This is a genomic window from Dyella lipolytica (assembly GCF_030160075.1).
Taxonomy (GTDB): Bacteria; Pseudomonadota; Gammaproteobacteria; order Xanthomonadales; family Rhodanobacteraceae; genus Dyella_B; species Dyella_B lipolytica.
The window spans coordinates 230402-255954 of record NZ_BSNQ01000003.1 but is presented as its reverse complement, the minus strand read 5'-3'; the positions used below and the strand labels follow the sequence as shown (position 1 = coordinate 255954).

The following is a 25553-nucleotide window of genomic DNA, read 5'->3' as shown; positions in this document are numbered from 1 at the left end:
CAAGGTAAGAACTATGGCTTTTCGCGTAGCTCGCCGTTGTGCAACTCCAACGTTCGATCCATGCGCGCCGCCAGCCGATTATCGTGCGTAACCAGGATAAAGCTGGTGCCGATTTCGCGGTTCAATTCCAGCATCAAGGCATAGACCTGCGCGGCATTGTCTTCATCCAGATTACCGGTCGGCTCATCGCCCAATACGCAGGAAGGACGCGTTACCAGCGCACGCGCTACGGCACAACGCTGGCGCTCGCCGCCGGACAGCTCGGCGGGCTTGTGCTCCAGCCGCTGGCCCAATCCCACGCGTTCCAGCAGCGCTTTTGCCTGCTTTTGCGCTTCGTCGATCTTGGTGCCGCGTATCAACAACGGCATGCAAACATTCTCGATCGCCGTGAATTCCGGCAGCAGGTGATGAAACTGGTAGATAAAACCGAGCGAACGATTGCGCACTCGCCCGCGCTCGGCATCGGAAAGCCTGGAGAGCATGCGGCCTTCCACTTCGACCTCGCCCCCGGTGAGCGTGTCCAGACCGCCGATGATGTGCAGCAATGTGCTTTTGCCGGAGCCCGACGCACCCACGATGGCCAGCGTCTCGCCGCGCTTGAGGGTAAAGCTCACATCGCTGAGCACCTTCGTGCGCAGATCGCCTTCCTCATAGGTCTTGGCGATATGGCTGGCTCGCAGTACAACATCGGAAGCATTCGTCATGGGCTTACTCATAGCGCAACGCCTGCGCCGGCTGGGTACGCGATGCGCGCCATGCGGGATAGAGCGTGGCAAGCAGGGAAAAAGCGAAAGTGACGAGAGCCACCCAAGTCACGTCGTGCCAATCCAGTTTGCTCGGCACTTCGCTGATGTAATAAACGTCCGGCGAGAGAAAGACCACGCCCGTGACGTGCTCGATCCACTTCACGATGCCCGGTAACTGCCATGACAGCAGCGAACCGAGGGTGACGCCGAAACCAATGCCCACGACACCGACCAGCACGCCTTGCACCATGAACATGCCCATGATGCTGCGTGGCGTGGAACCCAACGTGCGCAAAATGGCGATGTCGGCCTGCTTGTCAGTCACCAGCATCATCAGCATCGAGATCAGGTTGATCACTGCGACCAGAATGATCAGCGAGAGGATGATGAACATCACTTTCTTCTCCATCGAAATCGCGGAGAAGAAGTTGGCATGGCTGTCCATCCAGGTTGTTACTTCGTAAACCTGGCCCAGGTTGTTGGCCAATTCGCGGGCGACAGGGCCTGCGTTGTACAAATCATCTAGGCGCAGACGAATACCGGTAGGGCCGTCGATGCTTTTCAGCTTTTCGGCATCACTGATGTTGATCACGCCAAGGCCGGAGTCGAATTCCTCCATGCCCAACTCGAAGATGCCACTGACCTTGAAACCGCGGATGCGCGGCACGGCGCCCATCGGTGTCGCGCGTAGTTCGGGCACGACCATGGTGACCCGATCGCCGACATTTACGCCGAGTTGCACCGCCAAGTCCCTGCCAAGCACGATGTTCCAGCTATCCGGCGTCAGCGAATCGAACGAACCAGCGATGATGTGCTTGTTGATATCCGAGACATTCGGCTCCTGCGCCGTGTCGATCCCGCGCACCATGGCGCCGCCGGATCGCTGCGCCTGCAGGAAAGACTGAATCTCGACATAGGGCGCCGCACCCTTCACGTGCTGATTGGCCCGCACCACGTCCATCGCGTGTTGCCAGTTCTGCACGCTTTCGCCAGGCAGGCCGGAAACCGTGGCATCCGAGATCGCACCCAGAATGCGCGAGCGCAGCTGGTAGTCGAACCCGTTCATCACTGACATCACCGTGATCAACGCCATCACGCTGATGGTGATGCAGACGATGGAAACGCTGGATATGAAGGAGATGAACTGATTGCGCCGTTTGGCGCGGGTGTAACGCAGGCCGATGAAAAGCTCGAGCGGTCGGAACATGTAGGGTTCGCTTTTGGGGTCGGGAGACAGGCCGCCCGGACGCCTGATTATCGTGGAATCCCTTGGACCGTGCCGCGCGCGCAGAGTGCCCGAAGCGGGGCAATGCGGCAACCTCAAAGGGTCTTAGCCCGTACTTTCTTCCGTATTGGCCCTTTGTATGGCCAACCGCATACGCAGGCGCCGCCGGATATCCGCATCGCTATTGTCCGGCATCAGCCAGAAGGTGAGCTTGCCGTAACGGCGGCTTGCCAGCCGGAGCAGGACCACGGTTCGAAAAACCTTATGCGAGAGCAGCACGGCTGGCTCGTCTGCGCCATCCAGGCCACGCAAGCTCCAACCACCCTGGTTGGCCCAGCCGACCGCGCTGACTGGCAAACGCAGCCGACGCAGCGCATGACCGCAGGCGGCTGCGGCACCAAGCATGGAGATCAGCTGCAGAAATCCCGGCAAGCCCGATAACGCGATTGCCAATAACGTCAGGCCGGTCACTGCGACAAGCAGACGAGGTACCCAGCGCGAGGGTCGATATTCAAAGCCGATGGCGGGCGCGGATGTCATCGATGATCGCCTGCCAGTCTGCGCGAGGTGGCCGGGCATAACCCATCACCCAGTCCCACAGGTCCGGATCCTGCACGTCGAGCAATTCGTCGAAAGCCTGGCGCTGAGCTTCGTCTGCCGTCGGAAAAGACGTTTCCAGCCAGCCTCCGAACAGCGCATCGAGTTCACGCGTGCCGCGGCGGGTACGCCAGCGCAGGCGTTTGATTCGTTCGGCGTCCATTGACGCAAAAGCCTCCTGATAGTGCCCCTCTCCCTCCGGGAGAGGGGTTGGGATGAGGGTACGGAGCTTGCGCGATGATCCAACTTCCGCTTTAACGCTCCGATCGCACCCTCATCCGCCCTACGGGCACCTTCTCCCAAAGGGAGAAGGAAAAGCGACATCACGCCGAGCGACGCTCCACGATCAGCTTCTTGATCTCGGCAATCGCCTTCGCCGGGTTCAAACCCTTCGGACACGTGCGCGCGCAGTTCATGATGGTGTGACAGCGGTAGAGCTTGAACGGATCTTCCAGATCGTCCAGGCGTGCACCGGTGTCTTCGTCGCGCGAGTCGACGATCCAGCGATAAGCCTGCAGCAGGATCGCCGGCCCCAGATAACGGTCGCCGTTCCACCAGTAGCTCGGGCAGCTGGTCGAGCAGCAAGCGCAGAGGATGCACTCATACAAGCCATCGAGCTTCTTGCGATCTTCCGGCGACTGCAGGCGCTCGCGGTCCGGGGTTGCGCTCTGCGTGCGCAGCCACGGCTTGATCGAGGCGAACTGGGCATAGAAGTGCGTGAGATCCGGCACCAGATCCTTCACCACCGGCATATGCGGCAACGGGTAGATCTTCACGTCGCCCGACGGACACTCGTCGATGGCCCGGGTACAAGCCAGCGTGTTGGTGCCGTCGATATTCATCGCGCACGAGCCGCAGATACCTTCGCGGCAAGAACGGCGCAGCGTGAGCGTGGGATCGATCTCGTTCTTGATCTTCAGCAGCGCGTCCAGAACCATCGGGCCGCAGGCGGCCAGATCGACTTCGTACGTGTCGATGCGCGGGTTCTGGCCGTCGTCCGGCGACCAGCGATAGATGCGGAACGTCCGCGGTTTCTTCGCGTCCTTCGCCGGATAGTGCTTGCCCGGCTGGATCTTCGAATTCTTGGGTAGCGTGAACTCGGCCACGATTGCCTCTCCAGTCGGAATACTTAGTAGACGCGCTTCTTCGGCGGCACAACCTCGACCTCATCGGTCAGGGTGTACATGTGCACCGGGCGGAAATCGAAACTGCTGTTACCGTTGTCGTCGACTTTGACCAGGGTGTGCTTCATCCAGTCGTGGTCGTCGCGCTCCGGGAAATCCTCGCGGGCGTGCGCGCCGCGGCTTTCCGGACGCTGCTCGGCCGAATGCATGGTGGCCACCGCCTGCGCCAGCAGGTTGGAAAGCTCCAGCGTTTCGATCAAGTCGGAGTTCCACACCATCGAACGATCGCTGACCTTGACGTCCTTGAACGAGTCATAGACGGCCGAGATCTTCTGCTTGCCTTCCTTCAGCGTTTCGCCGGTGCGGAACACGGCGGCGTCCTTCTGCATCGTGCGTTGCATGTCCATGCGGATTTGCGCCGTCGGCGTGCTGCCGTTGGCGTTGCGTAGGCCGTCGAAACGGGCCAGCGCTTTATCCAGCACACTGGCCGGAAGATCCTTGTGCGCGGCACCCGGCTTGACCAGCTCGGCACAGCGATGCGACACGGCACGACCGAATACCACCAGATCGAGCAGCGAATTGGAACCCAGACGGTTGGCGCCATGCACCGACACACAGGCCGCTTCGCCGATGGCAAACAGGCCCGGCACAACGGCGTCGACGTTGTCGCCTTTCTTCTGCACCACTTCGCCGTGATAGTTGGTGGGAATGCCGCCCATGTTGTAGTGCACGGTCGGCAGTACCGGAATCGGTTCTTTGGCCACGTCCACACCGGCAAAGATGCGGGCGGATTCGGCGATACCCGGCAGACGCTCATGAATCACTTCGGCGCCCAGGTGCATCAGATTCAGGTGCACGTGATCCTTGTGTTCGCCGACGCCGCGGCCTTCGCGGATCTCGACGGTAATCGCACGACTCACCACGTCACGCGAGGCAAGATCCTTCGCGCTAGGTGCATAGCGCTCCATGAAGCGCTCGCCCTTGGAGTTGGTGAGATAACCGCCCTCACCGCGCACGCCTTCGGTAATCAGGCAGCCCGCACCGTAGATGCCGGTGGGATGGAACTGCACGAATTCCATATCCTGCAACGCAAGGCCGGCACGCAACACCATGCCACCGCCATCGCCCGTGCAGGTATGCGCAGATGTGGCGCTGAAGTAGGCGCGCCCATAACCGCCCGTGGCCAGCACAACGGCCTGGCCGCGGAAGAAGTGCAGCGTGCCCTCGTTCATATCGAGCGCAAGTACGCCACGGCAAACGCCTTCGTCGTCGAAGATCAGGTCGATTGCGAAGTATTCGACAAAGAACGTGGCGTCATGCGCCAGCGCCTGCTGATACAGCGTATGCAGGATCGCGTGGCCGGTGCGGTCGGCGGCGGCACAGGTGCGCTGCGCGGTGCCCTTGCCGTAATGCGTGGTCATGCCGCCGAACGGGCGCTGGTAGATGCGTCCGTCGTCGGTACGCGAGAACGGCACACCGTAATGTTCCAGTTCGAGGATCGACGGGATGGCTTCGCGGCACATGTACTCGATCGCGTCCTGGTCGCCCAGCCAGTCCGAACCCTTGATCGTGTCGTAGAAGTGGAAGCGCCAGTCGTCCTCGCCCATGTTGCCGAGCGCTGCGGCGATACCGCCCTGCGCCGCCACGGTGTGCGAACGAGTCGGGAACACTTTGGTAATGCAGGCGGCCTTGAGGCCCTTCTCCGCCAGACCGAAGGTGGCGCGCAGACCGGCGCCGCCGGCACCGACCACGATCACGTCATATTTGTGTTGCTGAATCTTGTAGGCTTCCATCGGCCTCAGGCTCCCAATGCGATGCGCAGCACAGCCAGCGCGCCAGCCAGCGCGCCCAGCACCGCGAGGAACTTAATTGCCACCAGTAGAAAAATTTCTTTCCAGCGGGTGTGTACGTAGTCTTCGATCACCACCTGCAAACCAAGCACGGCATGCCAAAAAGCGGTGATGAGGAACGCGACCAGCAGCACCGCATTCCACGGTTTGGCCACCGCCGCCCTTGCAGTCGCGTAATCGGCATGCAGCAAGCCAAGCACAAGGACGACAAACCAGATGCCGAGCAGCACCAGGCCCGCTGCCGTGACACGCTGCGTCCACCAATGGCCAACACCCGATTGAGCCGAGCCGAGCCCGCGGGCACGCTTGAGCGGATTACGCAGATCGTTCGCATTCGTGCTCATGCGGCACCTCCGGCGGTCAGTACGTAAGCCCATACGAGCAACGTCAGCACGATACTGATGATCACCGACAGCCAGCTGGAGCGCACGAACTGGGCAATGGCGTAACCGGTACCCGCGTCCTGAATCAGGTGGCGAATGCCGTTGCACAGGTGAAAGAACAGCGACCAGCTCCACCCGATCATCAAGATGATCCCGATCGGACTGCCAGCGCAGACCTTGAACTGATTGAAGGCATCTTCGCCGGCAGCCAGCGAGAGCAAGCCCCACAGGATCAGCAAGGTGCCCACGGCCAGGGCAATGCCGGTGGCGCGATGCAAGATGGAGGTCACCATCTGCACTTGCCACTTATATATCTGTAGGTGCGGTGAAAGCGGTCGTCGCGTGTCTGCCATGGCGGCTATCCTGGGGTGGAATCGCTGATGCCCGCACTACCCTCTGCTTCCCCTGTTCCATGGCCACCTATACGACGCGGCCGGTACAGCGAATCAGAAGTCGATGCAGCGCCCGTTCTTTTCCCAATCGCCGTAGCGTGTGGGATCCGGTGCCGGTCGCCCGGCCGGTTCCTTCTCCTGCGTTGGCGAAGCAGGCGTGATTACGCGCTCCGTCTTCGCGGGTTCGGGACTGGTTGCGGGTTTGGAGGAGGTGTCAGGCATGGTTTGTATCGCTAAAAGCGTAATACTTGCGGCATAGCGGCACAACCAGTTGACGTGCGGCGCCTAGCGCTGCATAGGCCGGCTGCCGCCTTGCACCATGCCCCTGCAGCCCCCACTTCTCTTAGCGCATGCCGACATCCAACCTCGCCCAAGCAGTTTTCATCGAAGGTCCGGACGCTGTTGCGTTCGCACACAGCCAATTCACCAGCCAGGTCAGTGCCCTGCCTAACGGCCAATGGCAATTCAGCAGCTGGCTCGATGCACAAGGGCGAGTACGCGCTGTGTTCCATCTCGCGCGACTGGCCGAGGAGCGATTGTTGCTGCTGCTGCGCGGTGGCGATGCCGCAAGCTTCGCAGAAGCGCTGCAACGCTTCGTCTTTCGTTCGCGTGTGCGCTTGTCCGTTGCGAACACGTCGACGCTCGGAAGCGGCGCTGCACTACCCATGCACATCGTCGACGCAGACGGTGACGTGATTCGCCTGGGTTGCGGTTCGCACTCTTTGCAATTCGGTACCGATGTTGTCGATGACGACGCATGGCGACTCGCGCAATTGCGCGCAGGATGGCCATGGCTTCCCGCGGATGCATTGAACGAATCTCTTCCGCCTGCGTTATCGCTGCATCGACTCGGCGGCATCGCACTCGATAAAGGTTGTTACCCAGGACAGGAAATCGTTGCGCGATTGCACTATCGCGGCGGGAACAAACGGCACCTGCATCGCGTCGAACTATCACGAGCCGTTGCAGAAGGGAGTATGTTGCGTAGAGGTGATCGCGAATTCGTGCGATTGCTGAACGTCATCTCAAACGAGGAACGCATCGAAGCGCTTGCAGTCATAACTGACGACATAGCAAGCAGCATCATGCAAAGCTCAGAAAACACTAGCGATAATGGTGTAGTAGTGCAGTTGCTCGATACTTGGTCGGATTGATGTATGCACGATGTGCAGCGTGTCATCAATGTGAGTGAAATGTGAACCAAACCGACCAGGCACTTGCAAAGAAAAGAAAGCCCCACTAGATTCCGCCAAACTTTTTTCGGCATCCACCAGCCCGCAGGGTGCCGTTATACGCGACGAACCGGAGGGGTCCGGATCGGCGCGACCCGGCAGAGCATCGCCGGATGACAATTCGCCGTATGCGCGAACACGCTGCAAGCATGGGCCTTTTGCCCCGCAGCGTCACAGCAAACTCATGACGGTCGGCACCGGACAAGTCGATCGATTTCGCCACGATGTCGTGGCTAACCGCTTGTGCCACAAGTTTCGGCCCAGGCGATATATCCAGGTGGAACGGTCTGCCCGCCCGTCCACCGCAACTGCGTCAACACATGCATGTCATGTCGCGATGTAACTGCAAGCTGGAGGCAGGTATGAAACTTTCCATGTTGTTGTGGCTGATGTCCGTACTGCCCCAACCGCTCGCAGACCAGACTTGTCTGGCGACTACCGTCTATCTGGAAGCACGTGACCAGTCGACGGTCGGTCAGATGGCCGTGGCCGAAGTTGCCATGCGCCGACGCGAACGCGGTCAGTGGGGTGGCACGGTGTGCGATGTGGTGAAGTCACCACATCAATTTGCGCTCACTACTACGTCGCAGTCCCAGGATATCGACAATCTCAAAGCGTTCCAGAAGGCATGGGACATCGCGGGCAAGTCGATCGTCAATTGGGATCTTCCCGTAGACGAGCGGCGCTTCTTCGTGCCGCATGCGGATCACTTCGCTACCGTATCGATTTCGCCTGCATGGTCGCGCAATCTACATGCAATCACCATCGGCGATCACAAGTTCTATTCGATCAACTGATACGCACAATTTGGCGAATAAAAAAGGCCCTCTGCAGAGGGCCTTTTATTTTATGGACGTTTAGACGTCTATTTATCAGCGCGGATAAACCTGATTATTGTTGATTACGACGTAATCACCGGGGCGCACGCCGGGATTGGGGACCTGCGTAACCGTCGCGTACTGCCCATTGTCGAGACGAACGACAATCTGCCAGGCCGGCACGGTACTGCCAGGCGTACCGCTTTGCGAACCGATGGCGTTACCTACCGCGCCACCAGCCACTGCACCCACAACGGTGGTAGCGGTCGTACCGCGGCCATGGCCGAGCGTGCTGCCTAATAAGCCACCCGCCACCGCGCCGATCACGGTGCCGATGCCCGCGTTGTTACTACCCTGCTGCTGCACATAGACCTGCTGAATTTGCTGCACCACGCCGCAGCTTTGGCAGCCGCGGTATCCATAGGCCGGCTGTGCCTGATAGACCGGTTGAGTCTGACATCCAGAAAGGGCCGCCATACCTACCATCAATGCCGCTACCACTGCGAACTTGCCTGACTTGATTTCCACGACGACCTCCTGTGAATCGATCAATGTGCGTCCGAGACTGCCATAACACCTTGTTCCACCCTGACGCGGTTGCCTGGATCGTGATCCATGCGAGTGGTACGTGTCACACCGTTGTAAACGTAAGTCACGTCATAACCCACGATATTACTGCTACTACTTTCAACGGTAGTGCAACGATGCACTACCGTGGACTGGACGTTGTGCTCTTGCCGGCTCGCCTCGATGCGATTACCCGCATAGCCGCCGCCCACCGCACCGGCGACGGTCGCCAGGGTATTTCCCTTGCCGCTGCCGATCATGTGACCCAGCAACCCGCCCGCCACCGCACCGATGGCGGTTCCAGCGATGCGATGCTCATCTTTCGGCGGCACCTTCCTGGTGACCACCTCGTCATGGCAAACCTGCTGCGGTTGACCGGCAGCCTGGCGAACAGGCGCCACGCTAACCACCTGGGCATATTGCGCGTCGTCGCTACCGGGCGGCGGCGACTGAGCCGGCTGCGTAGCCTGAGCGGCACCGTCAACACTGGCCGCCGGAGCTGCACCCGCAGTACCCGCGTCGAAACTCGCCTGCTTGCTGCAGGCCGCCAAACCGAGTGCAAAAGTCGCTATCACACTTATGCACAATGCCTTGAGTGCTAACTTGGTCATGTCCGAATCTCCTGTACTAAAACAGCCAGCGCCTGCGCTGCGCCGCCGCGATAATCTGCGCAAGCGCATTGAACCGCCGGGACGCTGAATAGCGCTTAGACTGATCTCAAGACCGTTGATCCTTTCGCGCCACGAATCGACAGCACGGCGTCAGGACAGGGCTGCATAACAAATCGACCCAAGCCATGCCATTACTTGCCGATAGCCATGTACACCTGGACGATGAACGCTTCGACAGTGATCGCGAAGCTGCGATCGGGCGCGCCCGTAGCGCGGGCGTAGCGCTGCAGGTGATTCCGGGAACGGATGCCGCAAGCTGGTCGCGTATCCATGCCTTGTGTACCACCGGGAGCGGGCTATTCCCGGCTTATGGCCTGCACCCGATGTTCATGCATCGGCACCATCGTGACGATCTCGCAACCTTGTCACATTGGCTCGATACGCAACGCCCCGTCGCCGTAGGCGAAATCGGCCTCGATTTTCATCAGGAAGGACACGATGCGCAGGGGCAACGCGATTATTTTCGACAGCAACTGGCCCTGGCCCGTGAGTTCGATTTGCCGGTGATCCTGCACGCACGCGCCGCCATGGATGAAGTGACAACCACTCTCCGACGGACCGGCGGCTTGCGCGGCGTGGTGCATAGCTTCTCGGGCAGCGAGGAACAGGCCGAACAGCTGTGGAAGATCGGCTTCCATCTCGGCATCGGCGGCCCAATCACTTACGAACGCGCCCAACGCTTGCGCCGGATCGTCGCCAACATGCCGATCGAATATCTGCTGCTGGAAAGCGACGCTCCCGACCAACCCGGCGCCGCGCATCGCGGCGAACGCAACGAACCGTCTTACCTCCCCGACGTCCTGCACTGCATCGCCCAGCTGCGCAACGAGGACCCCGAGCTCATCGCAGCAGCCACCACGGCAAACGTACGGCGCCTCTTCGGGATTTGATCCACGCATCCGATTGATCGGCGGGTACTTGCGGATCGGCCGCATTGTGTTGCATCATTTATTTCATCAGTGAAATATGCACCGATGAAATGTCCCTCATAGACCACCTCAAATGGCTGGACGAAGGCATTGCCGGCGTCCGCGCAGCGATTCCGGAGATGCCCGAGGATGCGGCGCTTTGTCGTGTGCTGATGCTGTTGAGCGAGCGCATGCAAACGGAGTTTGAGTACAAGCTCCGCCCCTACAAGCTCAACGACAGCGAGTTCCGCACGCTGATTACCTTGTTCTCCCGACCGGATGGCAGTTCCACGCCGGGTGAGCTTTGCGTCTTCACATCGCAAGGCGCCACCAACATGACGCGCATCGCCAACGCCCTGGTCAAACGAGGCCTCATTACGCGCGGTCCCAGCGCCGAAGATCGGCGCCGCGTCGTCATGCAAATCACCACTGCAGGCAGGCGCTTCGTATTGAAGATGCTGCCCACCATGTTTCCCCGTCTGAAGCTCATCTTTACCGGCTTCAGCGATGCAGACAGGCGCAACTTGAGCCGTCTGCTGCGCAAGCTTGCCTACAACCTCAGCCAACTCAAATACGAAGCGGGTGATCCGCCATGAACGTTGTTTCGTCCAAGCCTCCCGTGCGTCTTCGTCCGCTTGCGTTAACCATGCTATGCACGGTGGTCCTCGCGGGCTGCGCATTCGCTCCGGCGAAATTGCCGCATCCTACGCTACGTGACGACGTCCCGCTGGCCGGCCTGCAAGCCCCCACTCGCGCAGGTTGGCCCGCCACCGATTGGTGGCGCGTATACAACGATTCGCAATTGGATGATCTGATCGCACTGGCCATGAAACAGTCGCCAGACCTGGCGCAGGCGCATTCGCGCGTGCAGACCGCCGAACAATCCGTGAAAGTTGCCGCCGCACAGGCCGGCCTGAGCATCAACGGCAATGCGCAACTGACACGTCAACGCATGAGCGATCACGGTCTGTTTCCACCGTCCCTGCTCGGCTTCAATTGGTATAACCAGGCCGATCTCGGCGTACAGCTCGAGTACGACTTCGACTGGTGGGGCAAGAAACGCGAATCGATCGAAGCGGCGCTAGATCAGGCCCACGCAGCGGAAGCGCAACGCAGTGCCGCCGCACTGACCATCCAGAATGCGGTGGCCGATACCTATTTCGGTTGGCTTGCCGACGAAAACAGACTCACATTGGCGCAACAGGCGGTGACGGTGCAGCAGCGATTGCTGCAGATCGCCGAATTGCGCGTGCGACAAGGTGTGGATCTGCCTGACACCGTGCAACAGGCGCGCGTGCAACTAGCTGGTGCGCAGCAGACGCAGGTGACATTGGAAGGCTCGATCGAGATTCGCAAGGTGGCACTCGCCGCACTCGTGGGTGTGTCGCCCGCCGAACTGCCCCCACTGCAACCGCATGCGTTACCGGACGTCGCGGGTGCGTTGCCTGACGATGCGCGACTGGATCTGATCGCGCGCCGTCCGGACATTGCCGCCAGCCGTTGGCAAGTCGAGGCCGCGCTGAAACAAACCGATGTGGCGCGTGCCGAGTATTTCCCCGACATCAGCATCAATGCGATGGCTGGCTTGTCCAGCACCAATCAGGGTTCGCCCAATATTCCTGGCCTGGCAAAAGGCAGCAGGGGCGATCTCGGCAATCTCTTCGAACTCGGCAGCCGGGTTTTCGGTATCACGCCGGCCGTGCATTTGCCGATCTTCGAGGGAGGGCGGTTGAAGGCAGCCTACGGCGCCAGCCGAGCGCAACTCGATGACGCCATCGCGCAATACAACGTAACGGTGACAGGTGCTGCCAAAGATGTCGCAACGCAAGCCGTGACTGCGCAGCAAATTGCCGCGCGCCGCGCCAAGCAAGATGCACAAGTGCAGGCCAACGGGACGCTGGTTGCTACCGCGCAGGCGCGCGCCCAGCGCGGCGTCAAGGACGCCCGCGAAAACCTCGCTGCCGAAGCACAGCTGCTGCTGCAGCGAGACCAGGCCATCAGCCTGCAAGCGCAAGCACTCAGCACGGACCTCGCGCTGATCAAGGCGCTGGGCGGTGGCTATCACGTCGACGCCGGTAACGCATCGCCGCAGACGACTTCTTCTTCCCCTGCTTCCACTTCGAATCTCGCCGGAGCCCCACAATCATGAGCGCCTCTGAGTCCACCCTCTCCAAGGACGCCAACGATAGCGGCCTTGCCGCGAAGGACCCTGCCAAGCGCAGCCGCGCGCTGCTGATCGTGGCCACCATCTTCGTGCTCGCCGCGCTGACCTGGTTCCTGCTTTGGTACTTCGTGTTATCCACCCGCGAAACCACCGACAACGCGTATGTCGGCGGCAACCAGGTGGCGCTTTCTTCGCAGGTTCCCGGCACCGTCGTAGCTATCCTTGCCGACGACACTCAGCACGTTGAAGCCGGACAGGTGCTGGTGAAGCTGGACGGCACCGATGCCGACGTGCGCCTGCGCCAGACCAGCAGCGCATTAGCGCAAGCGGTGCGCGAAGTGCGTCAGCAGACTGATTCGGTGAATGGCGCCGATGCCACGGTCGCCGCTCGCCAGGTTGATCTGCGCAAGGCCGAGGCCGATCTCACTCGCCATTTGCCGCTGGTTGCCGCGCAAGCCGAATCGCCGGAAGTCGTGCAGCACATGCGCGATAGCGTGGCGCAGGCGCGCGCCGCGTTGGACACCGCCAAGGCACAAGCATCGGCCTCGCGTGCCGCTATCGAAGGCACCGATATCGCAAACAATCCTTCCGTGTTGCAGGCGCGCGCAAACTTCCGCGCCGCCTGGGTTGCCGCGCAACGCAACACCATCGTCGCACCGGTCACCGGTTATGTCGCGCAACGCAGCGTGCAGCTTGGCAGCAGCATCGCACCAGGCCAACAGCTGATGACCATCATTCCGCTGCACAACTTGTGGATCGATGCGAACTTCAAGGAAAACCAGCTGCGCCACATCCGCATCGGCCAACCGGTGAAGATCACCACGGACATCTATGGTGGCAGCGTCGAATATCACGGCAAAGTCATCGGCCTTGGCGCCGGCACCGGCAGCGTGTTCTCGCTGCTGCCGGCGCAGAACGCCACCGGCAACTGGATCAAGGTGGTGCAGCGCGTACCCGTGCGCGTCGCACTCGACAATGACGAGCTCGACAAGCATCCGTTGCGCGTAGGCCTGTCCACCGACGTGACCGTGGACATCACCAACGACAAGGGACCGGTGCTGGCCGCCGCCGCGCAGCAGCCGCCCGCGGAGACTTCGGTGTACGACCAGGTCGCCGCGCAGGCCGATGTAGAGGCCCAAAAGATCATCCGCGCCAATCTCGGTGCGTCCTCGAACTGATCTCTGCCGAGCGAGCGCGTCATGGCCGTCACTACCGATAACGCAGCACCTTTGAAACCGCTGCACGGCACGCCGCTGGTGCTGCTGACCATCGCCGTCGCCTTCAGCACCTTCATGGAAGTGCTGGACATGACGATCGTCAACGTAGCGGTGCCGCACATTTCCGGCAGCCTGGGCGTCAGCGCCAGCGAAGGCACGTGGACGATCAGTTCCTATTCGCTGGCCAGCGCGATCATGCAACCGCTCACCGGTTGGATCGCGCGACGTTTCGGCGAGGTTCGCACCTTTGTCACGTCGGTGATGCTGTTCGTGGTGTTCTCCATGCTGTGCGGCATGGCCACCAGCATGCCGATGCTGGTGATCGGCCGACTGCTGCAGGGCGCGGGTTCGGGCCCGATGGTGGCGCTGTCGCTGACGCTGCTGCTTTCCAGTTATCCGAAGGAACGGCAAGGTATCGCGCTGGCGCTATGGGCGATGACCGTGGTGGTGGCACCGATTTTCGGACCGATTCTCGGCGGCTGGCTTACGGACAACTTTTCCTGGCCGTGGATTTTCTACATCAACCTGCCCGTCGGCATCATGGCCGGCGTCATCACCTGGACCTTGCTGCACAAGCGCGAGACCAAGACCTTCAAGGCACCGATCGATGCGGTCGGTCTGATCCTGCTAGTAGCGGGTGTCGGCTGTCTGCAGTTCATGCTGGACAACGGCAACGATCACGACTGGTTTGCTTCACCTTTAATCACCACGCTGGGCATCACCGCGCTGATCTGTCTGACCTTCCTGGTGGTGTGGGAAATCCATGCCAAGCACCCGGTGGTCGACCTCACGCTGTTCAAGCAGCGCAATTTCACGGTGGGCGTGATCAGCCTGTCGCTGGGCATGTTTGCCTTCTTCGGTATCAACGTGGTGTTTCCGCTGTGGTTGCAGACCACGCTGGGCTACACCGCCACCTGGGCCGGCCTGGCCAGTGCGCCGGTGGGCGTCCTGGCGTTCCTGCTTGCGCCGATCCTTGGCCGCAACATGCATAGGCTCGATCTGCGCATGGTGGTGACCTTTGCCTTCATCGTGTTCGCGCTCACGTCCTACTGGTTCTCCACCTTCGACAGTGCCGCGTCCTTCGCTGCGCTGGTGGTGCCGCGCTTCGTGATGGGCATGGCGATCCCATGCTTCTTCATTCCGCTCAACCAGATCTATCTGTCCGGTCTGCCGGCGTCGGAAATTGCCAGCGCGTCGGGGCTTTCCAATTTCTTCCGTACGCTGGGTTCCAGCGTCTCGACGGCGGTGACGGTAACGCTCTGGCAGCATCGCGGGATCTATCACCACGCGACGCTGACCGAATACGTAAGCCCCGGCCAGCCAGCCGCTACGCAATACATACAGCAGCTATCGCATACAAGCCTCAGCGCCAGCCAGCGGCTGGGGCTTATCGACCAGATCGTTGGCCGCGAAGGCCTCACCCTGGCGGTGAACGACATTTTCTACCTGTGCGCCATCCTGTTCGTGATGCTGATCCCTTTCATCTGGTTCTCGCGGCCACCGTTCGGGAGCGCCGGCGGGGCCATGGGGCATTGACCTACATGCTTTGCTGCACCCTCGGGTGCAGCATAAAAGCTGAACACCGGCTGGTGCGGCGCAATACCTTCTGCTAGCTTGTGTCGCATGGCACAAACTAATCGCATTATCAAGAAGTACCCGAACCGTCGGCTCTATGACACGGAAATCTCCAGCTACATCACGCTGGAAGAGGTCCGTCAGCTGGTTCTGGATGGCGAACATTTCGAGGTCCGCGACGCCAAGTCCGGCGAGGACCTGACCCGCTCCGTGCTGCTGCAGATCATCTCCGAGCACGAGGAGAAAGGGCAGCCGATGCTGTCGCCCCAGCTGCTGAGCCAGATCATCCGTTTCTACGGCGACTCCCTGCAAGGATTCATGGGGCCGTACCTGGAGCGCAGCCTGCAAGTCTTCCTCGACCAGCAGCAGCAGTTCCGCAGCCAACTCAACAGCCTGATGGGGCAAACCCCGTGGTCGATGTTGAACGAGCTGACGGAGCGCAACATGGATGCCTGGAAGTCGATGCAGCGCGGCTTCCTCGATGCCGCCTCTCAGACCCAGCCTACGACTGCGACGCAAGGCCAGGCTGGTCGCACCGGCACCGGCACCAAGAAGCCGGGTTGATCTGCGATGGTCCGCTTCCCGCTGCAGCACAGCACGTGCTGCCGCGCGGCATGCGCTGAAGGAAATATGTAATGACTTCGTCAACTTCCACCGCTCGCGTCGCCATTGTGACCGGTGGCATCGGCGGCATCGGCACGGAAATCTGCCTGCGGCTGGCTGAAGCCGGTAAACAAGTGATTGCTGTCGATTTGGCCACCCGTGGCGAGCGCATCGAGGCGTTCCGCGAGCAGATGTCCGCCTACAACGGCGCCATCCGCTTCGAACCCTGCGATGTCAGCGACTTCAAGGCCTGCGGCAGCCTGATCGAGCACATCGAGCGTAGCGCTGGTCGCGCCGACATCCTGGTCAACGCCGCCGGCATCACCCGCGACACCAGCCTGCGCAAGATGGATCCGCAACAATGGCACGAGCTCATGCGAGTCAATCTCGACGGCGTGTTCAACATGTGCCGGCACGTGGTCGAGGGTATGACGGCGCGCAGCTTCGGTCGCATCGTCAACTTGAGCTCGGTAAACGGCCAGACCGGCCAGTTCGGGCAAACCAACTATTCCGCCGCGAAAGCCGGTGTGCACGGTTTCAGCATGGCGCTGGCGCGCGAGACGGCACGCAAGGGCGTAACGGTCAACACGGTATCTCCTGGCTATTGCGATACGCCGATGGTCGCGGCAGTACCCCATGAAATCCGCCAGCAAATCATTTCCGACATTCCCGTGGGACGACTTGGCACGCCTGCCGATATCGCGCGTGCAGTGGTTTTTCTCACGGCGGACGATGCCAGCTACATCACCGGCGCGAACTTGCCGGTGAATGGCGGCTATTTCATGAGCTTCTGAGCCCTGCTTGCAGGAAACGCTCACTTGCGGAAGAGTGGGCTGCTCTCTTCCACGGAACGCGGCATGACACGGCAACGTATCACCCTGATCGGCGGCGGCTTGGTCGGCGCCCTGCTCGCCCAATTGCTGGCTAGGCGCGGATTTGCCGTAGAGGTTTTCGAAAAGCGCCCCGATCCGCGGCGCGCCGGCTTTGTCGGCGGCCGTTCGATCAATCTCGCGCTGGCCGAGCGTGGCCTGCAGGCACTGCGCACCGCAGGCTTGGCCGAGGATGTACTGGAGCGAGCCGTCATGATGCGCGGCCGCATGGTGCATCCGCTCGAGGGTGCCTCCGGTCTACAGCGCTACGGCGTCGACGACAGCGAAGTGATCTGGTCGGTGTCGCGCGGCGGATTGAACATGTTGCTACTCGACGCGGCAGAAGCCGCAGGAGTGACACTGCATTTTGGTCAGTCGCTGGTTTCAGCCGATCTCGATGCGAAGCGCATCGTGCTTGCCGACGAAAGCGGCACGCAGCGCAGCCACGATGCATCCGTGCTGATCGGAGCCGACGGTGCAGGCTCGGCTTTGCGTGCCGCGATGGACGATTACCAACCGCTCGGCGCACGCGTCGAACCCTTGGGCCACGGCTACAAGGAACTGGAAATTCCGCCCGCCACCGGCGCCGAACGTTTCGCGATCGAACCGCACGCGCTGCATATTTGGCCGCGTGGCGGCTATATGTGCATCGCGTTGCCGAACACCGAAGGTAGCTTCACCGTCACCCTGTTCCTGCCGGCGCACGGACCGCATCCCAGCTTCGACACCCTGCCCGACTCCCGCGCAGCCGGCGCGTTTTTCCGCGAAGACTTTCCCGATCTACTGCCGCTGATCCCTCATTTCGCCGAGGACTACGACAGCCATCCCGTGGGCACGCTGTCGACGCTTTATCTGGATCGCTGGCACATCGACGGCCGCGCCTTGCTGATCGGCGATGCCGCACATGCCATCGTGCCCTTTCATGGTCAAGGCATGAATTGCGGTTTTGAAGACACGGTGGTCTTGGCCGACCTGCTCGCCGAATCCCGGCGCGACACGGCCGATGCCTTCGCCGAGTTCCAGCGCATCCGCCAGCCGAACGCCAACGCCATCGCGGCGATGGCGCTGGAGAACTACATCGAAATGCGCGATTCGGTGGCCGACCCGCACTATCTGGCCAAGCGCGAACTGGGTGCACGGCTCGCCGAGCGCGCACCGAAGCACTTCATGGCACGCTATCGCATGGTCACCTTTACGCACCTGCCCTACGCTTACGTCTACGAACGCGGTCGTGCGCAGGATCAACTGCTGGAACAATTGCTGCGCGGTTCGACCAGCGCGAACGACGTGCAGCTGGATGCCGCCATCACCGCGCTGGAAGCCACCCTGCCGCCGCTGCCGAAGTTGCGCCATGGATAACGCGCTGCTTACCGTTTATCGGACCACCGATTACCGGGTGCGTCTTGCACCGGGCGGCTGGGCTTCCATCCATGTCGATGCTGCGCTGCCGGCGCCATTGCTCGCACTGATCGGCAACCGCAGCTGGGCATTCATCACCGCCTGGAATCCCGGCTCGCAAGCACAGCCGCGCGCGCGGAACCATGCTGCGCAACAAAATCTGATCGCCGCATTGCGCGAGCTGCCGCGAACCGTTTCCATCCGCCCGGGGCTTGGGGTGGGCGTCGATTGGCGGGAGCCCAGCTTTTTCGTGGTCGGCCCGGACCTCAACGATATCGACCGTCTGGCGCAGCAATTCCAGCAGTTCGCTTATGTCCACGGCCTCGGCAAGGGCGCGGCGCGCCTGCGCCTGACCAGTGACAGGGCACCGCATGGACAAGCTGGATAAGCATTCCGACAATGCCGGCAATGACTCCTGCCACGCCAGCCACGCCCTTGCTCGAAGCTCGGGCACTGAGTTTCCATCGCCAGGACGAACCCGTGTTCGGCCCGCTGGATTTCCGTCTCGACGCCGGTGAGCTGACCCTGATCGAAGGTGACAACGGCAGCGGCAAAACGACCTTGATGCGCATCCTTACCGGTTTGCTGCGCCCCGAGGAAGGCGAGTTGCTCTGGCGCGGCGAACCGCTGAGCTGGGACCGTTGCAGCGGCGAGGTGGTGTTCCTCGGTCATCAATTGGGGCTCAAGTCCGAATTGAGCCCGCGCGAAAATCTGCGCTTCGCCATCGGCCTGCACGGCAGCCGCGAACACAGCCAGGTGGACGATGCGCTGGCGCGAGTCGGTCTCGCCGGCTTTGAAAACGAGCCGGTGCGCAAACTCTCCGCCGGCCAGAAGAAACGCGTCGCGCTCGCACGCTTGCTGCTGATCCCTGCCGCGTTGTGGCTGCTGGATGAGCCCTACGCCAACCTGGACCGTACTGGCATCGAACTGGTCAACGGACTGCTGGAAGCGCATATCGCGCACGGCGGCGCTGCCCTGGTCACCAGCCATGGCGCCGTGCAATTCCACGGCGGCGAACCGCAGCGAATCCGCCTGCATGACTGACGCGCGCCGACCCGGTCTCGGCCACGCCTGCATGGCCGTGCTGCGCCGCGACCTCACGCTGGCCTGGCGCCAGCGCGGCGACATGGTGCTGCCGGTGCTGTACGCCTTGATCGTCACCTCGCTGTTTCCCTTCGCGCTGGGTCCGGAAGACGCCTTGCTGCGACGGATCGCCGGCGGCGTAGTGCTGGTCACCATGCTGCTGGCGATGTTGCTGGCGCTGGACGCGATGTTCCGCAGCGATATCGAGGACGGTTCGCTGGAACAACTGATGCTCGCTCCGCAACCGCTGGCGTTGATGCTGGGTATGAAGATTCTTGCGCACTGGCTGGCGACGGCCGTGCCGCTGATCGTGATCGCCCCGTTGCTCGCGGGCATGCTGCACCTGCCATCTCCCGTCATTCCGGTGTTGTTGCTCGCCCTGCTGCTGGCGACCCCTCTGCTGAGTCTCGTGGGCGGCGTGTTAGTGGCGCTCACGGCCGGTACGCGGCGCTCTGGTATGCTCCTCGCCTTGATGCTGCTGCCGCTGTGCGTGCCGGTGGTGATCTTCGCCGCCGGGGCCTTGGCAGCCGCCCAAGAGGGGCTGCCTTGGATCGCCCCCATCGCATGGTTAGGCGCAGCGCTCGTCATGGCCGTTGTGCTTGCCCCTCTGGCTTGCGCAGCGGCGCTCCGTATCGCGCTGGATTCATAGCTATGGCCAACTGGATCCCTTTGTGGTTGCACAAACTCAGTTCGCCGCCGGTGTTCTACGGCTTTGCGGGCAAACTGCGGCCGTGGGCGATCGCGCTCGCATTGATCCTCGGCGTCGCCGCACTCTATGGCGGCCTGGTGCTGGCGCCGCCGGATTACCAGCAAGGCGATGACTACCGCATCATCTTCATCCACGTGCCCTGTGCCTGGATGAGTCTGTTTATTTACGGGGTGATGGGCATCGCGGCCTTCATCGCGCTGGTCTGGCGCATCAAGCTGGCTGAAGTGGTGGCGATGGCCTCCGCGCCGATCGGCGCTTCGTTTACCTTCATCACCCTCGTCACCGGTTCGCTGTGGGGCGAGCGCATGTGGGGCACGTGGTGGACGTGGGATGCGCGACTCACCTCGGAACTGGTACTGCTGTTCCTTTACCTGGGCGTGATCGGCCTGTACCACTCTTTCGAGGATCGCCGTCAGGGTGCGCGCACCGCTGCGTTTCTTGCGCTGATCGGCATCGTCAACGTACCGATCGTGCATTTCTCGGTGAACTGGTGGAACACCTTGCACCAGGGTTCCACCATCCGTCTACTCGGGCCGTCGTCGATTGCGCCGTCGATGATCTGGCCGCTGCTGACCATGATGGCCGCCACCAAGTGCTATTACGTCGCCAGCCTGTTCGGCCGCACGCGCACCGATCTGCTGGCGCTGGAAAGCGGCAAGGACTGGGTGCGTCACATTGCCGAGAACGAGGTGGCCCGATGAGCGTCGCCTCACTGCAATCGTTTTTTGCCATGGGTGGTTACGCCGCCTATGTATGGCCTGCCTATGGCGTGTTCTTCATTGTGCTGCTGATCGACTGGCTGGCGCCGCAGTTTCGCCGCCGCCGTGTGCTGCGCGAATTGCGCGCAAGAATGGCGCGGCAGGACGCACGCAAAGACCGCGCAAGCCGAAACTCCACAGCCGCAACTTAAGCGCGATTTCAAAGCACCTATCCCTTATGAACCCCACGCGCCAACGCCGACTCACCATCATCATCGCCGTGCTCGCTGCCGTTATCGTGGCGTCGGCACTCGTGGTGTACGCGCTGCAGCAGAACATGAACTACCTGTTTACGCCGTCCCAGGTGCAAGGTGGCGAAGCGGCGCGCTACAAAACGTTCCGCCTCGGCGGCATGGTGAAAGCGGGATCGATCCAGCGCAGCAACGATTCGCTCAAGGTCACGTTTACGGTGGTCGATGCCAGCGGCGATATGCCGGTCGAATACAACGGCATCCTGCCCGACCTGTTTCGCGAGAACCAATCCGTGATCGCGACCGGCCACATGGACGGCGCGCGTTTCGTCGCGACCGAAGTTCTGGCCAAGCATGATGAAACCTATATGCCGAAAGAACTGAAAGACGCGATGGCCAAGGCGCATTCGGGCAAGCACATCGATGAGACCGTCAACCAGGACAAGCCGTCGCCATGACACCTGAATTGGGCCAGTTGGCGTTAATCCTTGCGTTGATGCTGGCGCTGGCGCAGAGCATCCTGCCGTTGCTCGGCGCATGGCGCGGCAATCGCGCGCTGATGGCCGTCGCGCGGCCGGCGGCCAGCGGGCAAGCGGTGTTTGTCGCCCTGGCTTTCGCGATACTCGTGTGGGCCTTCCTGCATTTCGATTTCTCGGTGCAGTACGTGGCCGACAATTCCAATCTACAGCTGCCCTGGTATTACCGCATCGCCGCGGTGTGGGGCGCGCATGAAGGTTCGATGCTGCTGTGGGTGCTGATCCTCAACGTGTGGACCGTGGCGCTCGCACTATTCAGCCGGCAGCTGCCCGAAGTGTTTCTGGCGCGCGTGCTGAGTGTGCTCGGCATCATCTCGGTGGGTTTCCTCTGCTTCATCCTGTTCACCTCCAATCCGTTCGGCCGACTGCTGCCGATGCCCGCCGACGGCGCCGATCTCAATCCTGTGCTGCAGGATCCGGGCATGACGTTCCATCCGCCCGTCTTGTACATGGGCTACGTGGGCTTTTCGGTCGCGTTCGCGTTTTCCATCGCGGCGCTGCTCGGCGGTTCGATGGAACAGGCGTGGGTGCGTTGGGCACGTCCGTGGACGAACGCCGCGTGGGCCTTTCTGTCCTGCGGCATCGTCGCCGGCAGCTGGTGGGCATACGCGGAACTCGGCTGGGGTGGCTGGTGGTTCTGGGATCCGGTGGAGAACGCCAGCTTCATGCCGTGGCTGGTGGGCGTGGCGCTGATCCATGCGCAAGCGGTGACAGAGAAACGCGGCTCGCTGCGCGCGTGGACCATCCTGCTTTCGTTGTTCGCGTTCTCGCTTTCGTTACTGGGTACATTCCTGGTGCGCTCGGGCATTCTTACGTCGGTGCATGCGTTCGCATCGGATCCGCGCCGCGGTACCTACATCCTGTGCTTCCTCGCTTTTGTGGTGGGCGGATCGCTGCTGCTGTACGCGCTGCGTGCGCCGAAGGTGGCCGGCGGCAAGGCGTTTGCGCTGATCTCGCGTGAGAGCGCGATCCTGATCGGCAATCTGATGTTCACCGTTGCGGCCGCCATGGTGCTGCTCGGCACGCTGTTCCCACTGTTGGGCGATGCGCTGAACCTCGGCAAGATTTCGGTGGGCCCACCCTACTTCGGTCTGCTGTTTCCCTTGCTGATGCTGCCGGTGGTGCTGTTGTTGCCGTTCGGGCCGTATCTGCGCTGGGGCAAGAGCGATGTACCTGCGCTCAAGCAAGTGCTGGTGCGCGCAGGCATGGCGGCGGCAGCGTGCGCGATCATCGCGGCGTTCTTCGTGGAGGGGCAACTCAAAGCGATTGCCGGTGTGGCCTGCGCGGTGTGGGTGGGCGTCGGTGTCGTGCTGTATATCGTCAAGCGCTGGCGCGAGATGCCACGCGGACGCCGCTACCCAGCCGAGATGGCCGGCATGCTGCTGGCGCATTTCGGCGTGGCGATCTTCTTGATCGGCGTACTGCTGTCCGAATCGCTCAGCGTCACGCGCGACGTGCGCATGAGCCCCGGCCAGGTGGCCGCGGTCGGCGGTTACGAATTCCGTTTCGACGGCGTCACGCAGACGACCGGCCCGAACTGGGTGGCCGAGCAAGGCGTGGTTACCGTGACGCGAAAAGGTGCCCCGATCGCCGTCATGCACCCGCAAAAGCGCACGTATACGCACGAGCGAGTTCAAACCGCGTCGGCGGTCGATCCCGGCATCACCCGCGACCTGTATGTCGCGTTGGGTGAACCGATGGATGCGAACCACGTCGAAGGTGCCTGGGCGCTGCGCCTGTATACCAAGCCATTTATCCGCTGGATTTGGGGCGGCGGGCTGTTCATGATGCTGGGCGGATTCGTGAGCGCAGCAGATCGTCGCTTCCGCGTGAAACGCGATGCGGAAGCCACGCAGACCATCACCACGCCCGTGCAGGAATCGCAGGCGTGAGCCGGCTGCTGCCCTTCTTCGCCTTCGTGCTGCTGGCCATACTGCTTGGCTTTGGCATCTGGTGGAACAGTTCGCACGATCCGACAGCCGTGCCGTCACCGCTGATCAATAAACCTGCGCCTGCGTTTGCGCTGCCCAAGCTCGACGATCCCGCGCAGACGGTCAGCAAGGAATCGATGCTGGGCAAGCCCTACCTGGTCAATGTATTCGCCAGCTGGTGCTTCGCCTGCGGCGAGGAACATCCGGTGCTGATGGCAGAAGCCAAACAGCTGGGCATACCGGTGGTCGGTTACGACTACAAGGACGAACCGGCCGATGCCAAAGCATGGCTGGCACAACACGGCAATCCGTACGACATCGTGATAACCGATCAGTCCGGTCACACCGCCATCGATTTTGGCGTGTACGGCGCGCCGGAAACGTTCCTGATCGACGGCAAAGGCGTGGTCCGCTACAAGCGCATCGGCCCACTGACGCCCGATGTGATCGCACAACAACTCATGCCCGCCATCGCCGCCCTGCAAAAGGAAGCGCCGTGATGGGCAAGGTCTTGCGCGCATGGACACTGCTTGCGCTGATCGCCATAACCGGCATCGCCGCAGCGCAGGCGATCGACCCACTGCCGTTCCGCGATCACGCCGAAGAGTTGCGTTTCCAACACCTCACCAGCGAGCTGCGCTGCCTCGTGTGTCAGGACGAAGACCTGGCCGACTCCAACGCGGACTTCGCGCGCGATCTGCGCCACAAGGTGTTTGAGCTGATGCAGCAGGGCAAAAGCGACGCCGAGATCAAGCAATACCTGGTGGATCGCTATTCCGATTTCGTGCTGTACGACCCACCGGTCAATACACGCACGTGGCTGCTGTGGTTCGGACCGCTGCTGATCCTTATCACGGGTGGCGTCGTGGTGGGCTACACGATACGCAAGCGCAGCCGCGTCGGCACACCCGTCGCACCGACCGACAATGGGGACGATTGGTGAAGTTAGCTTTCTATATCGCAGCCGCAGTGATGATTGCTGTGGTGCTGGCACTGCTGTTGCTACCGCTACTCCGGCACGGCCGGCAATCGGGCCGTCCACGCAACGTGTTCGTGCTGATGCTGTTTATCGCGCTTGCTGTTCCCCTTGGTGTAGCGGGTCTGTATCTGAAGATCGGTACGCCCTCCACGCTCGATGGCGTGCCCGCGCAGGCGCAGGCGGGCATGGACATCAACAAGGCGCTCGACGAACTGCGCGCCCACCTCGCCAGCCATCCCAAGGATGTACAAGGCTGGGCGCTGCTGGCACAGGCCGCCACCGAAATGCAGCAGCCGGATGAGGCGCGCCAAGCTTACGAACACGTACTGCAGCTGACGCCGAACGACGCGAGTGCGATGGTCGGTTGGGCGCAGGCCGATTCGACGGCGCGCCCGGATCATCGTATCGAGGGCCGTGCGCGCGATCTGCTGGAACAAGCCGTGAAACTGGAGCCGGACAATCAGCGCGGCTTGTGGTTGCTCGGCATCAGCGATTATCAGGAAGGTCGATACGCCGATGCGGCGGCGACGTGGCGCTTGCTGCAGCCCCAACTTCAACCTGGCTCCAATGTGGCGCAGGCCGTCGCGCAGCAGATCGCGCTCGCCGATGCGCACGCGGGTGGCGCGCCCGCAGCTGCCTCAAGCGCGAACGAGGCGACATCCAGCCATGCAGAGGCGCCTGCCTTGCAAATCAAGATCGCACTGGCTCCCGCGCTCAAGTCAAAGCTCGCAGCCGGCGACACCTTGTTTGTCTACGCCCGCGCTGAAAACGGACCGCCCATGCCGCTTGCCGTGACACGACTCGACGCCGGCCAGTTACCGGCCACGGTCACGTTGACCGATGCGATGAGCATGATGCCGTCGATGAAGCTATCGTCAGTGCCACGCGTATTCGTCGGCGCGCGAATTACCCACCATGGCGAGGCCATGGCACAGGCCGGCGATCTGGAAGGCAATGCCGGCGTGATCGACGTGAACAGCAAGACGCCGATCAGCATTCTGATCGACAAAGTGCACGACTAAGGAGC

General features: G+C 61.8%; 31 protein-coding genes. 20 read left to right on the top strand and 11 right to left on the bottom strand.

Translation table 11 applies throughout. The features are described from left to right. Nucleotides 1–11 precede the first annotated feature (11 nt). The 9 genes from lolD to QQL64_RS02665 all read right to left on the bottom strand — a co-directional run bounded on the left by lolD (nt 12) and on the right by QQL64_RS02665 (nt 6539). Nucleotides 12–716 carry a lipoprotein-releasing ABC transporter ATP-binding protein LolD gene (lolD, locus tag QQL64_RS02705; RefSeq protein ID WP_404601091.1) on the bottom strand — a complete coding sequence of 235 codons (705 nt, stop codon included), beginning with the start codon at nt 714–716 and terminating at the stop codon, nt 12–14. Continuing rightward, a complete protein-coding gene (locus QQL64_RS02700; protein WP_284395706.1) occupies nt 709–1953 on the bottom strand; it encodes a lipoprotein-releasing ABC transporter permease subunit in 1245 nt (414 codons plus the stop codon). Before QQL64_RS02700 ends, lolD begins: the two co-directional genes overlap by 8 nt. A 123-nt stretch (nt 1954–2076) precedes the next feature. Next, nucleotides 2077–2511, bottom strand: coding sequence for a YgfX family protein (locus QQL64_RS02695; protein WP_284395704.1), 435 nt, complete (start codon nt 2509–2511; stop codon nt 2077–2079). Continuing rightward, complete coding sequence (locus QQL64_RS02690; RefSeq protein ID WP_284395701.1) at nt 2483–2731, bottom strand: FAD assembly factor SdhE; 249 nt, start codon at nt 2729–2731, stop codon at nt 2483–2485. The genes QQL64_RS02695 and QQL64_RS02690 overlap by 29 nt, the downstream gene beginning before the upstream one ends. A 160-nt stretch (nt 2732–2891) precedes the next feature. Beyond that, on the bottom strand, nt 2892–3674 hold the full coding sequence (locus QQL64_RS02685; RefSeq protein ID WP_284395696.1) for a succinate dehydrogenase iron-sulfur subunit: 783 nt from the start codon (nt 3672–3674) through the stop codon (nt 2892–2894). Nucleotides 3675–3697: 23 nt separating this feature from the next. Continuing rightward, nucleotides 3698–5485: a succinate dehydrogenase flavoprotein subunit gene (gene sdhA, locus QQL64_RS02680; RefSeq protein ID WP_284395693.1), complete on the bottom strand. Its 1788-nt coding sequence runs from the start codon at nt 5483–5485 to the stop codon at nt 3698–3700. Nucleotides 5486–5490: 5 nt separating this feature from the next. After that, nucleotides 5491–5886 carry a succinate dehydrogenase, hydrophobic membrane anchor protein gene (sdhD, locus tag QQL64_RS02675; RefSeq protein ID WP_284395685.1) on the bottom strand — a complete coding sequence of 132 codons (396 nt, stop codon included), beginning with the start codon at nt 5884–5886 and terminating at the stop codon, nt 5491–5493. Then, nucleotides 5883–6278 (bottom strand): succinate dehydrogenase, cytochrome b556 subunit, encoded by a 396-nt coding sequence (gene sdhC / locus QQL64_RS02670; protein WP_284395684.1) that lies wholly within the window; start codon nt 6276–6278, stop codon nt 5883–5885. The genes sdhD and sdhC overlap by 4 nt, the downstream gene beginning before the upstream one ends. A 93-nt stretch (nt 6279–6371) precedes the next feature. Next, the gene (locus QQL64_RS02665) at nt 6372–6539 is read right to left on the bottom strand and encodes a DUF1674 domain-containing protein (RefSeq protein ID WP_284395682.1); all 168 of its coding nucleotides are present in this window, start codon (nt 6537–6539) and stop codon (nt 6372–6374) included. Between the two features lie 128 nt (nt 6540–6667). Between QQL64_RS02665 and ygfZ the strand changes: the two genes are divergently transcribed. Both ygfZ and QQL64_RS02655 read left to right on the top strand, forming a co-directional pair. Continuing rightward, nucleotides 6668–7471 (top strand): CAF17-like 4Fe-4S cluster assembly/insertion protein YgfZ, encoded by an 804-nt coding sequence (ygfZ, locus tag QQL64_RS02660; RefSeq protein WP_284395681.1) that lies wholly within the window; start codon nt 6668–6670, stop codon nt 7469–7471. A 440-nt stretch (nt 7472–7911) separates the two neighbouring features. Further along, nucleotides 7912–8346 (top strand): cell wall hydrolase, encoded by a 435-nt coding sequence (locus QQL64_RS02655; protein ID WP_284395678.1) that lies wholly within the window; start codon nt 7912–7914, stop codon nt 8344–8346. Nucleotides 8347–8421: 75 nt separating this feature from the next. Here the strand turns inward: QQL64_RS02655 and QQL64_RS02650 are convergent, their stop codons facing one another. After that, the gene (locus tag QQL64_RS02650) at nt 8422–8895 is read right to left on the bottom strand and encodes a glycine zipper 2TM domain-containing protein (protein ID WP_284395675.1); all 474 of its coding nucleotides are present in this window, start codon (nt 8893–8895) and stop codon (nt 8422–8424) included. A gap of 20 nt (nt 8896–8915) precedes the next feature. Continuing rightward, nucleotides 8916–9545, bottom strand: coding sequence for a glycine zipper 2TM domain-containing protein (locus tag QQL64_RS02645; protein ID WP_284395672.1), 630 nt, complete (start codon nt 9543–9545; stop codon nt 8916–8918). 185 nt (nt 9546–9730) lie between these two features. Between QQL64_RS02645 and QQL64_RS02640 the strand changes: the two genes are divergently transcribed. The 18 genes from QQL64_RS02640 (at nt 9731) to QQL64_RS02555 (ending at nt 25548) form a co-directional block, all read left to right on the top strand. After that, nucleotides 9731–10495 carry a TatD family hydrolase gene (locus QQL64_RS02640; RefSeq protein WP_284395670.1) on the top strand — a complete coding sequence of 255 codons (765 nt, stop codon included), beginning with the start codon at nt 9731–9733 and terminating at the stop codon, nt 10493–10495. Nucleotides 10496–10584: 89 nt separating this feature from the next. Further along, nucleotides 10585–11109, top strand: a complete 525-nt coding sequence (locus tag QQL64_RS02635; RefSeq protein ID WP_284395668.1) for a MarR family winged helix-turn-helix transcriptional regulator — start codon at nt 10585–10587, stop codon at nt 11107–11109. Next, nucleotides 11106–12662, top strand: a complete 1557-nt coding sequence (locus tag QQL64_RS02630; protein WP_284395667.1) for an efflux transporter outer membrane subunit — start codon at nt 11106–11108, stop codon at nt 12660–12662. The genes QQL64_RS02635 and QQL64_RS02630 overlap by 4 nt, the downstream gene beginning before the upstream one ends. Beyond that, nucleotides 12659–13855 carry an HlyD/EmrA/EmrK family protein gene (locus QQL64_RS02625; protein ID WP_284395666.1) on the top strand — a complete coding sequence of 399 codons (1197 nt, stop codon included), beginning with the start codon at nt 12659–12661 and terminating at the stop codon, nt 13853–13855. The genes QQL64_RS02630 and QQL64_RS02625 overlap by 4 nt, the downstream gene beginning before the upstream one ends. A gap of 21 nt (nt 13856–13876) precedes the next feature. Then, nucleotides 13877–15430, top strand: coding sequence for a DHA2 family efflux MFS transporter permease subunit (locus QQL64_RS02620; RefSeq protein ID WP_284395665.1), 1554 nt, complete (start codon nt 13877–13879; stop codon nt 15428–15430). Between the two features lie 87 nt (nt 15431–15517). After that, entirely contained in the window at nt 15518–16033 is a 516-nt protein-coding gene (gene phaR / locus QQL64_RS02615; RefSeq protein ID WP_284395664.1) for a polyhydroxyalkanoate synthesis repressor PhaR, read from the top strand. Between the two features lie 71 nt (nt 16034–16104). Next, entirely contained in the window at nt 16105–16866 is a 762-nt protein-coding gene (phbB, locus tag QQL64_RS02610) for an acetoacetyl-CoA reductase (RefSeq protein ID WP_284395662.1), read from the top strand. A gap of 63 nt (nt 16867–16929) precedes the next feature. After that, nucleotides 16930–18300, top strand: a complete 1371-nt coding sequence (locus tag QQL64_RS02605; protein WP_284395661.1) for an FAD-dependent oxidoreductase — start codon at nt 16930–16932, stop codon at nt 18298–18300. Continuing rightward, the gene (locus QQL64_RS02600; RefSeq protein WP_284395660.1) at nt 18293–18727 is read left to right on the top strand and encodes a DUF3293 domain-containing protein; all 435 of its coding nucleotides are present in this window, start codon (nt 18293–18295) and stop codon (nt 18725–18727) included. Before QQL64_RS02605 ends, QQL64_RS02600 begins: the two co-directional genes overlap by 8 nt. 20 nt (nt 18728–18747) lie before the next feature. Further along, nucleotides 18748–19383 carry a cytochrome c biogenesis heme-transporting ATPase CcmA gene (ccmA, locus tag QQL64_RS02595; protein ID WP_284399612.1) on the top strand — a complete coding sequence of 212 codons (636 nt, stop codon included), beginning with the start codon at nt 18748–18750 and terminating at the stop codon, nt 19381–19383. Beyond that, the gene (ccmB, locus tag QQL64_RS02590; protein WP_284395658.1) at nt 19376–20071 is read left to right on the top strand and encodes a heme exporter protein CcmB; all 696 of its coding nucleotides are present in this window, start codon (nt 19376–19378) and stop codon (nt 20069–20071) included. The genes ccmA and ccmB overlap by 8 nt, the downstream gene beginning before the upstream one ends. 2 nt (nt 20072–20073) lie before the next feature. Further along, nucleotides 20074–20832, top strand: coding sequence for a heme ABC transporter permease (locus QQL64_RS02585; protein WP_284395657.1), 759 nt, complete (start codon nt 20074–20076; stop codon nt 20830–20832). After that, entirely contained in the window at nt 20829–21041 is a 213-nt protein-coding gene (gene ccmD / locus QQL64_RS02580) for a heme exporter protein CcmD (protein ID WP_284395655.1), read from the top strand. The genes QQL64_RS02585 and ccmD overlap by 4 nt, the downstream gene beginning before the upstream one ends. A 26-nt stretch (nt 21042–21067) precedes the next feature. After that, on the top strand, nt 21068–21538 hold the full coding sequence (gene ccmE, locus QQL64_RS02575; protein ID WP_284395653.1) for a cytochrome c maturation protein CcmE: 471 nt from the start codon (nt 21068–21070) through the stop codon (nt 21536–21538). Further along, a complete protein-coding gene (locus tag QQL64_RS02570; protein ID WP_284395652.1) occupies nt 21535–23508 on the top strand; it encodes a heme lyase CcmF/NrfE family subunit in 1974 nt (657 codons plus the stop codon). Before ccmE ends, QQL64_RS02570 begins: the two co-directional genes overlap by 4 nt. Beyond that, nucleotides 23505–24047 carry a DsbE family thiol:disulfide interchange protein gene (locus QQL64_RS02565; RefSeq protein WP_284395650.1) on the top strand — a complete coding sequence of 181 codons (543 nt, stop codon included), beginning with the start codon at nt 23505–23507 and terminating at the stop codon, nt 24045–24047. Before QQL64_RS02570 ends, QQL64_RS02565 begins: the two co-directional genes overlap by 4 nt. Beyond that, nucleotides 24047–24490: a cytochrome c-type biogenesis protein gene (locus QQL64_RS02560; RefSeq protein WP_284399610.1), complete on the top strand. Its 444-nt coding sequence runs from the start codon at nt 24047–24049 to the stop codon at nt 24488–24490. Before QQL64_RS02565 ends, QQL64_RS02560 begins: the two co-directional genes overlap by 1 nt. Next, nucleotides 24487–25548, top strand: a complete 1062-nt coding sequence (locus QQL64_RS02555) for a tetratricopeptide repeat protein (RefSeq protein ID WP_284395648.1) — start codon at nt 24487–24489, stop codon at nt 25546–25548. Before QQL64_RS02560 ends, QQL64_RS02555 begins: the two co-directional genes overlap by 4 nt. Nucleotides 25549–25553 lie beyond the last annotated feature (5 nt).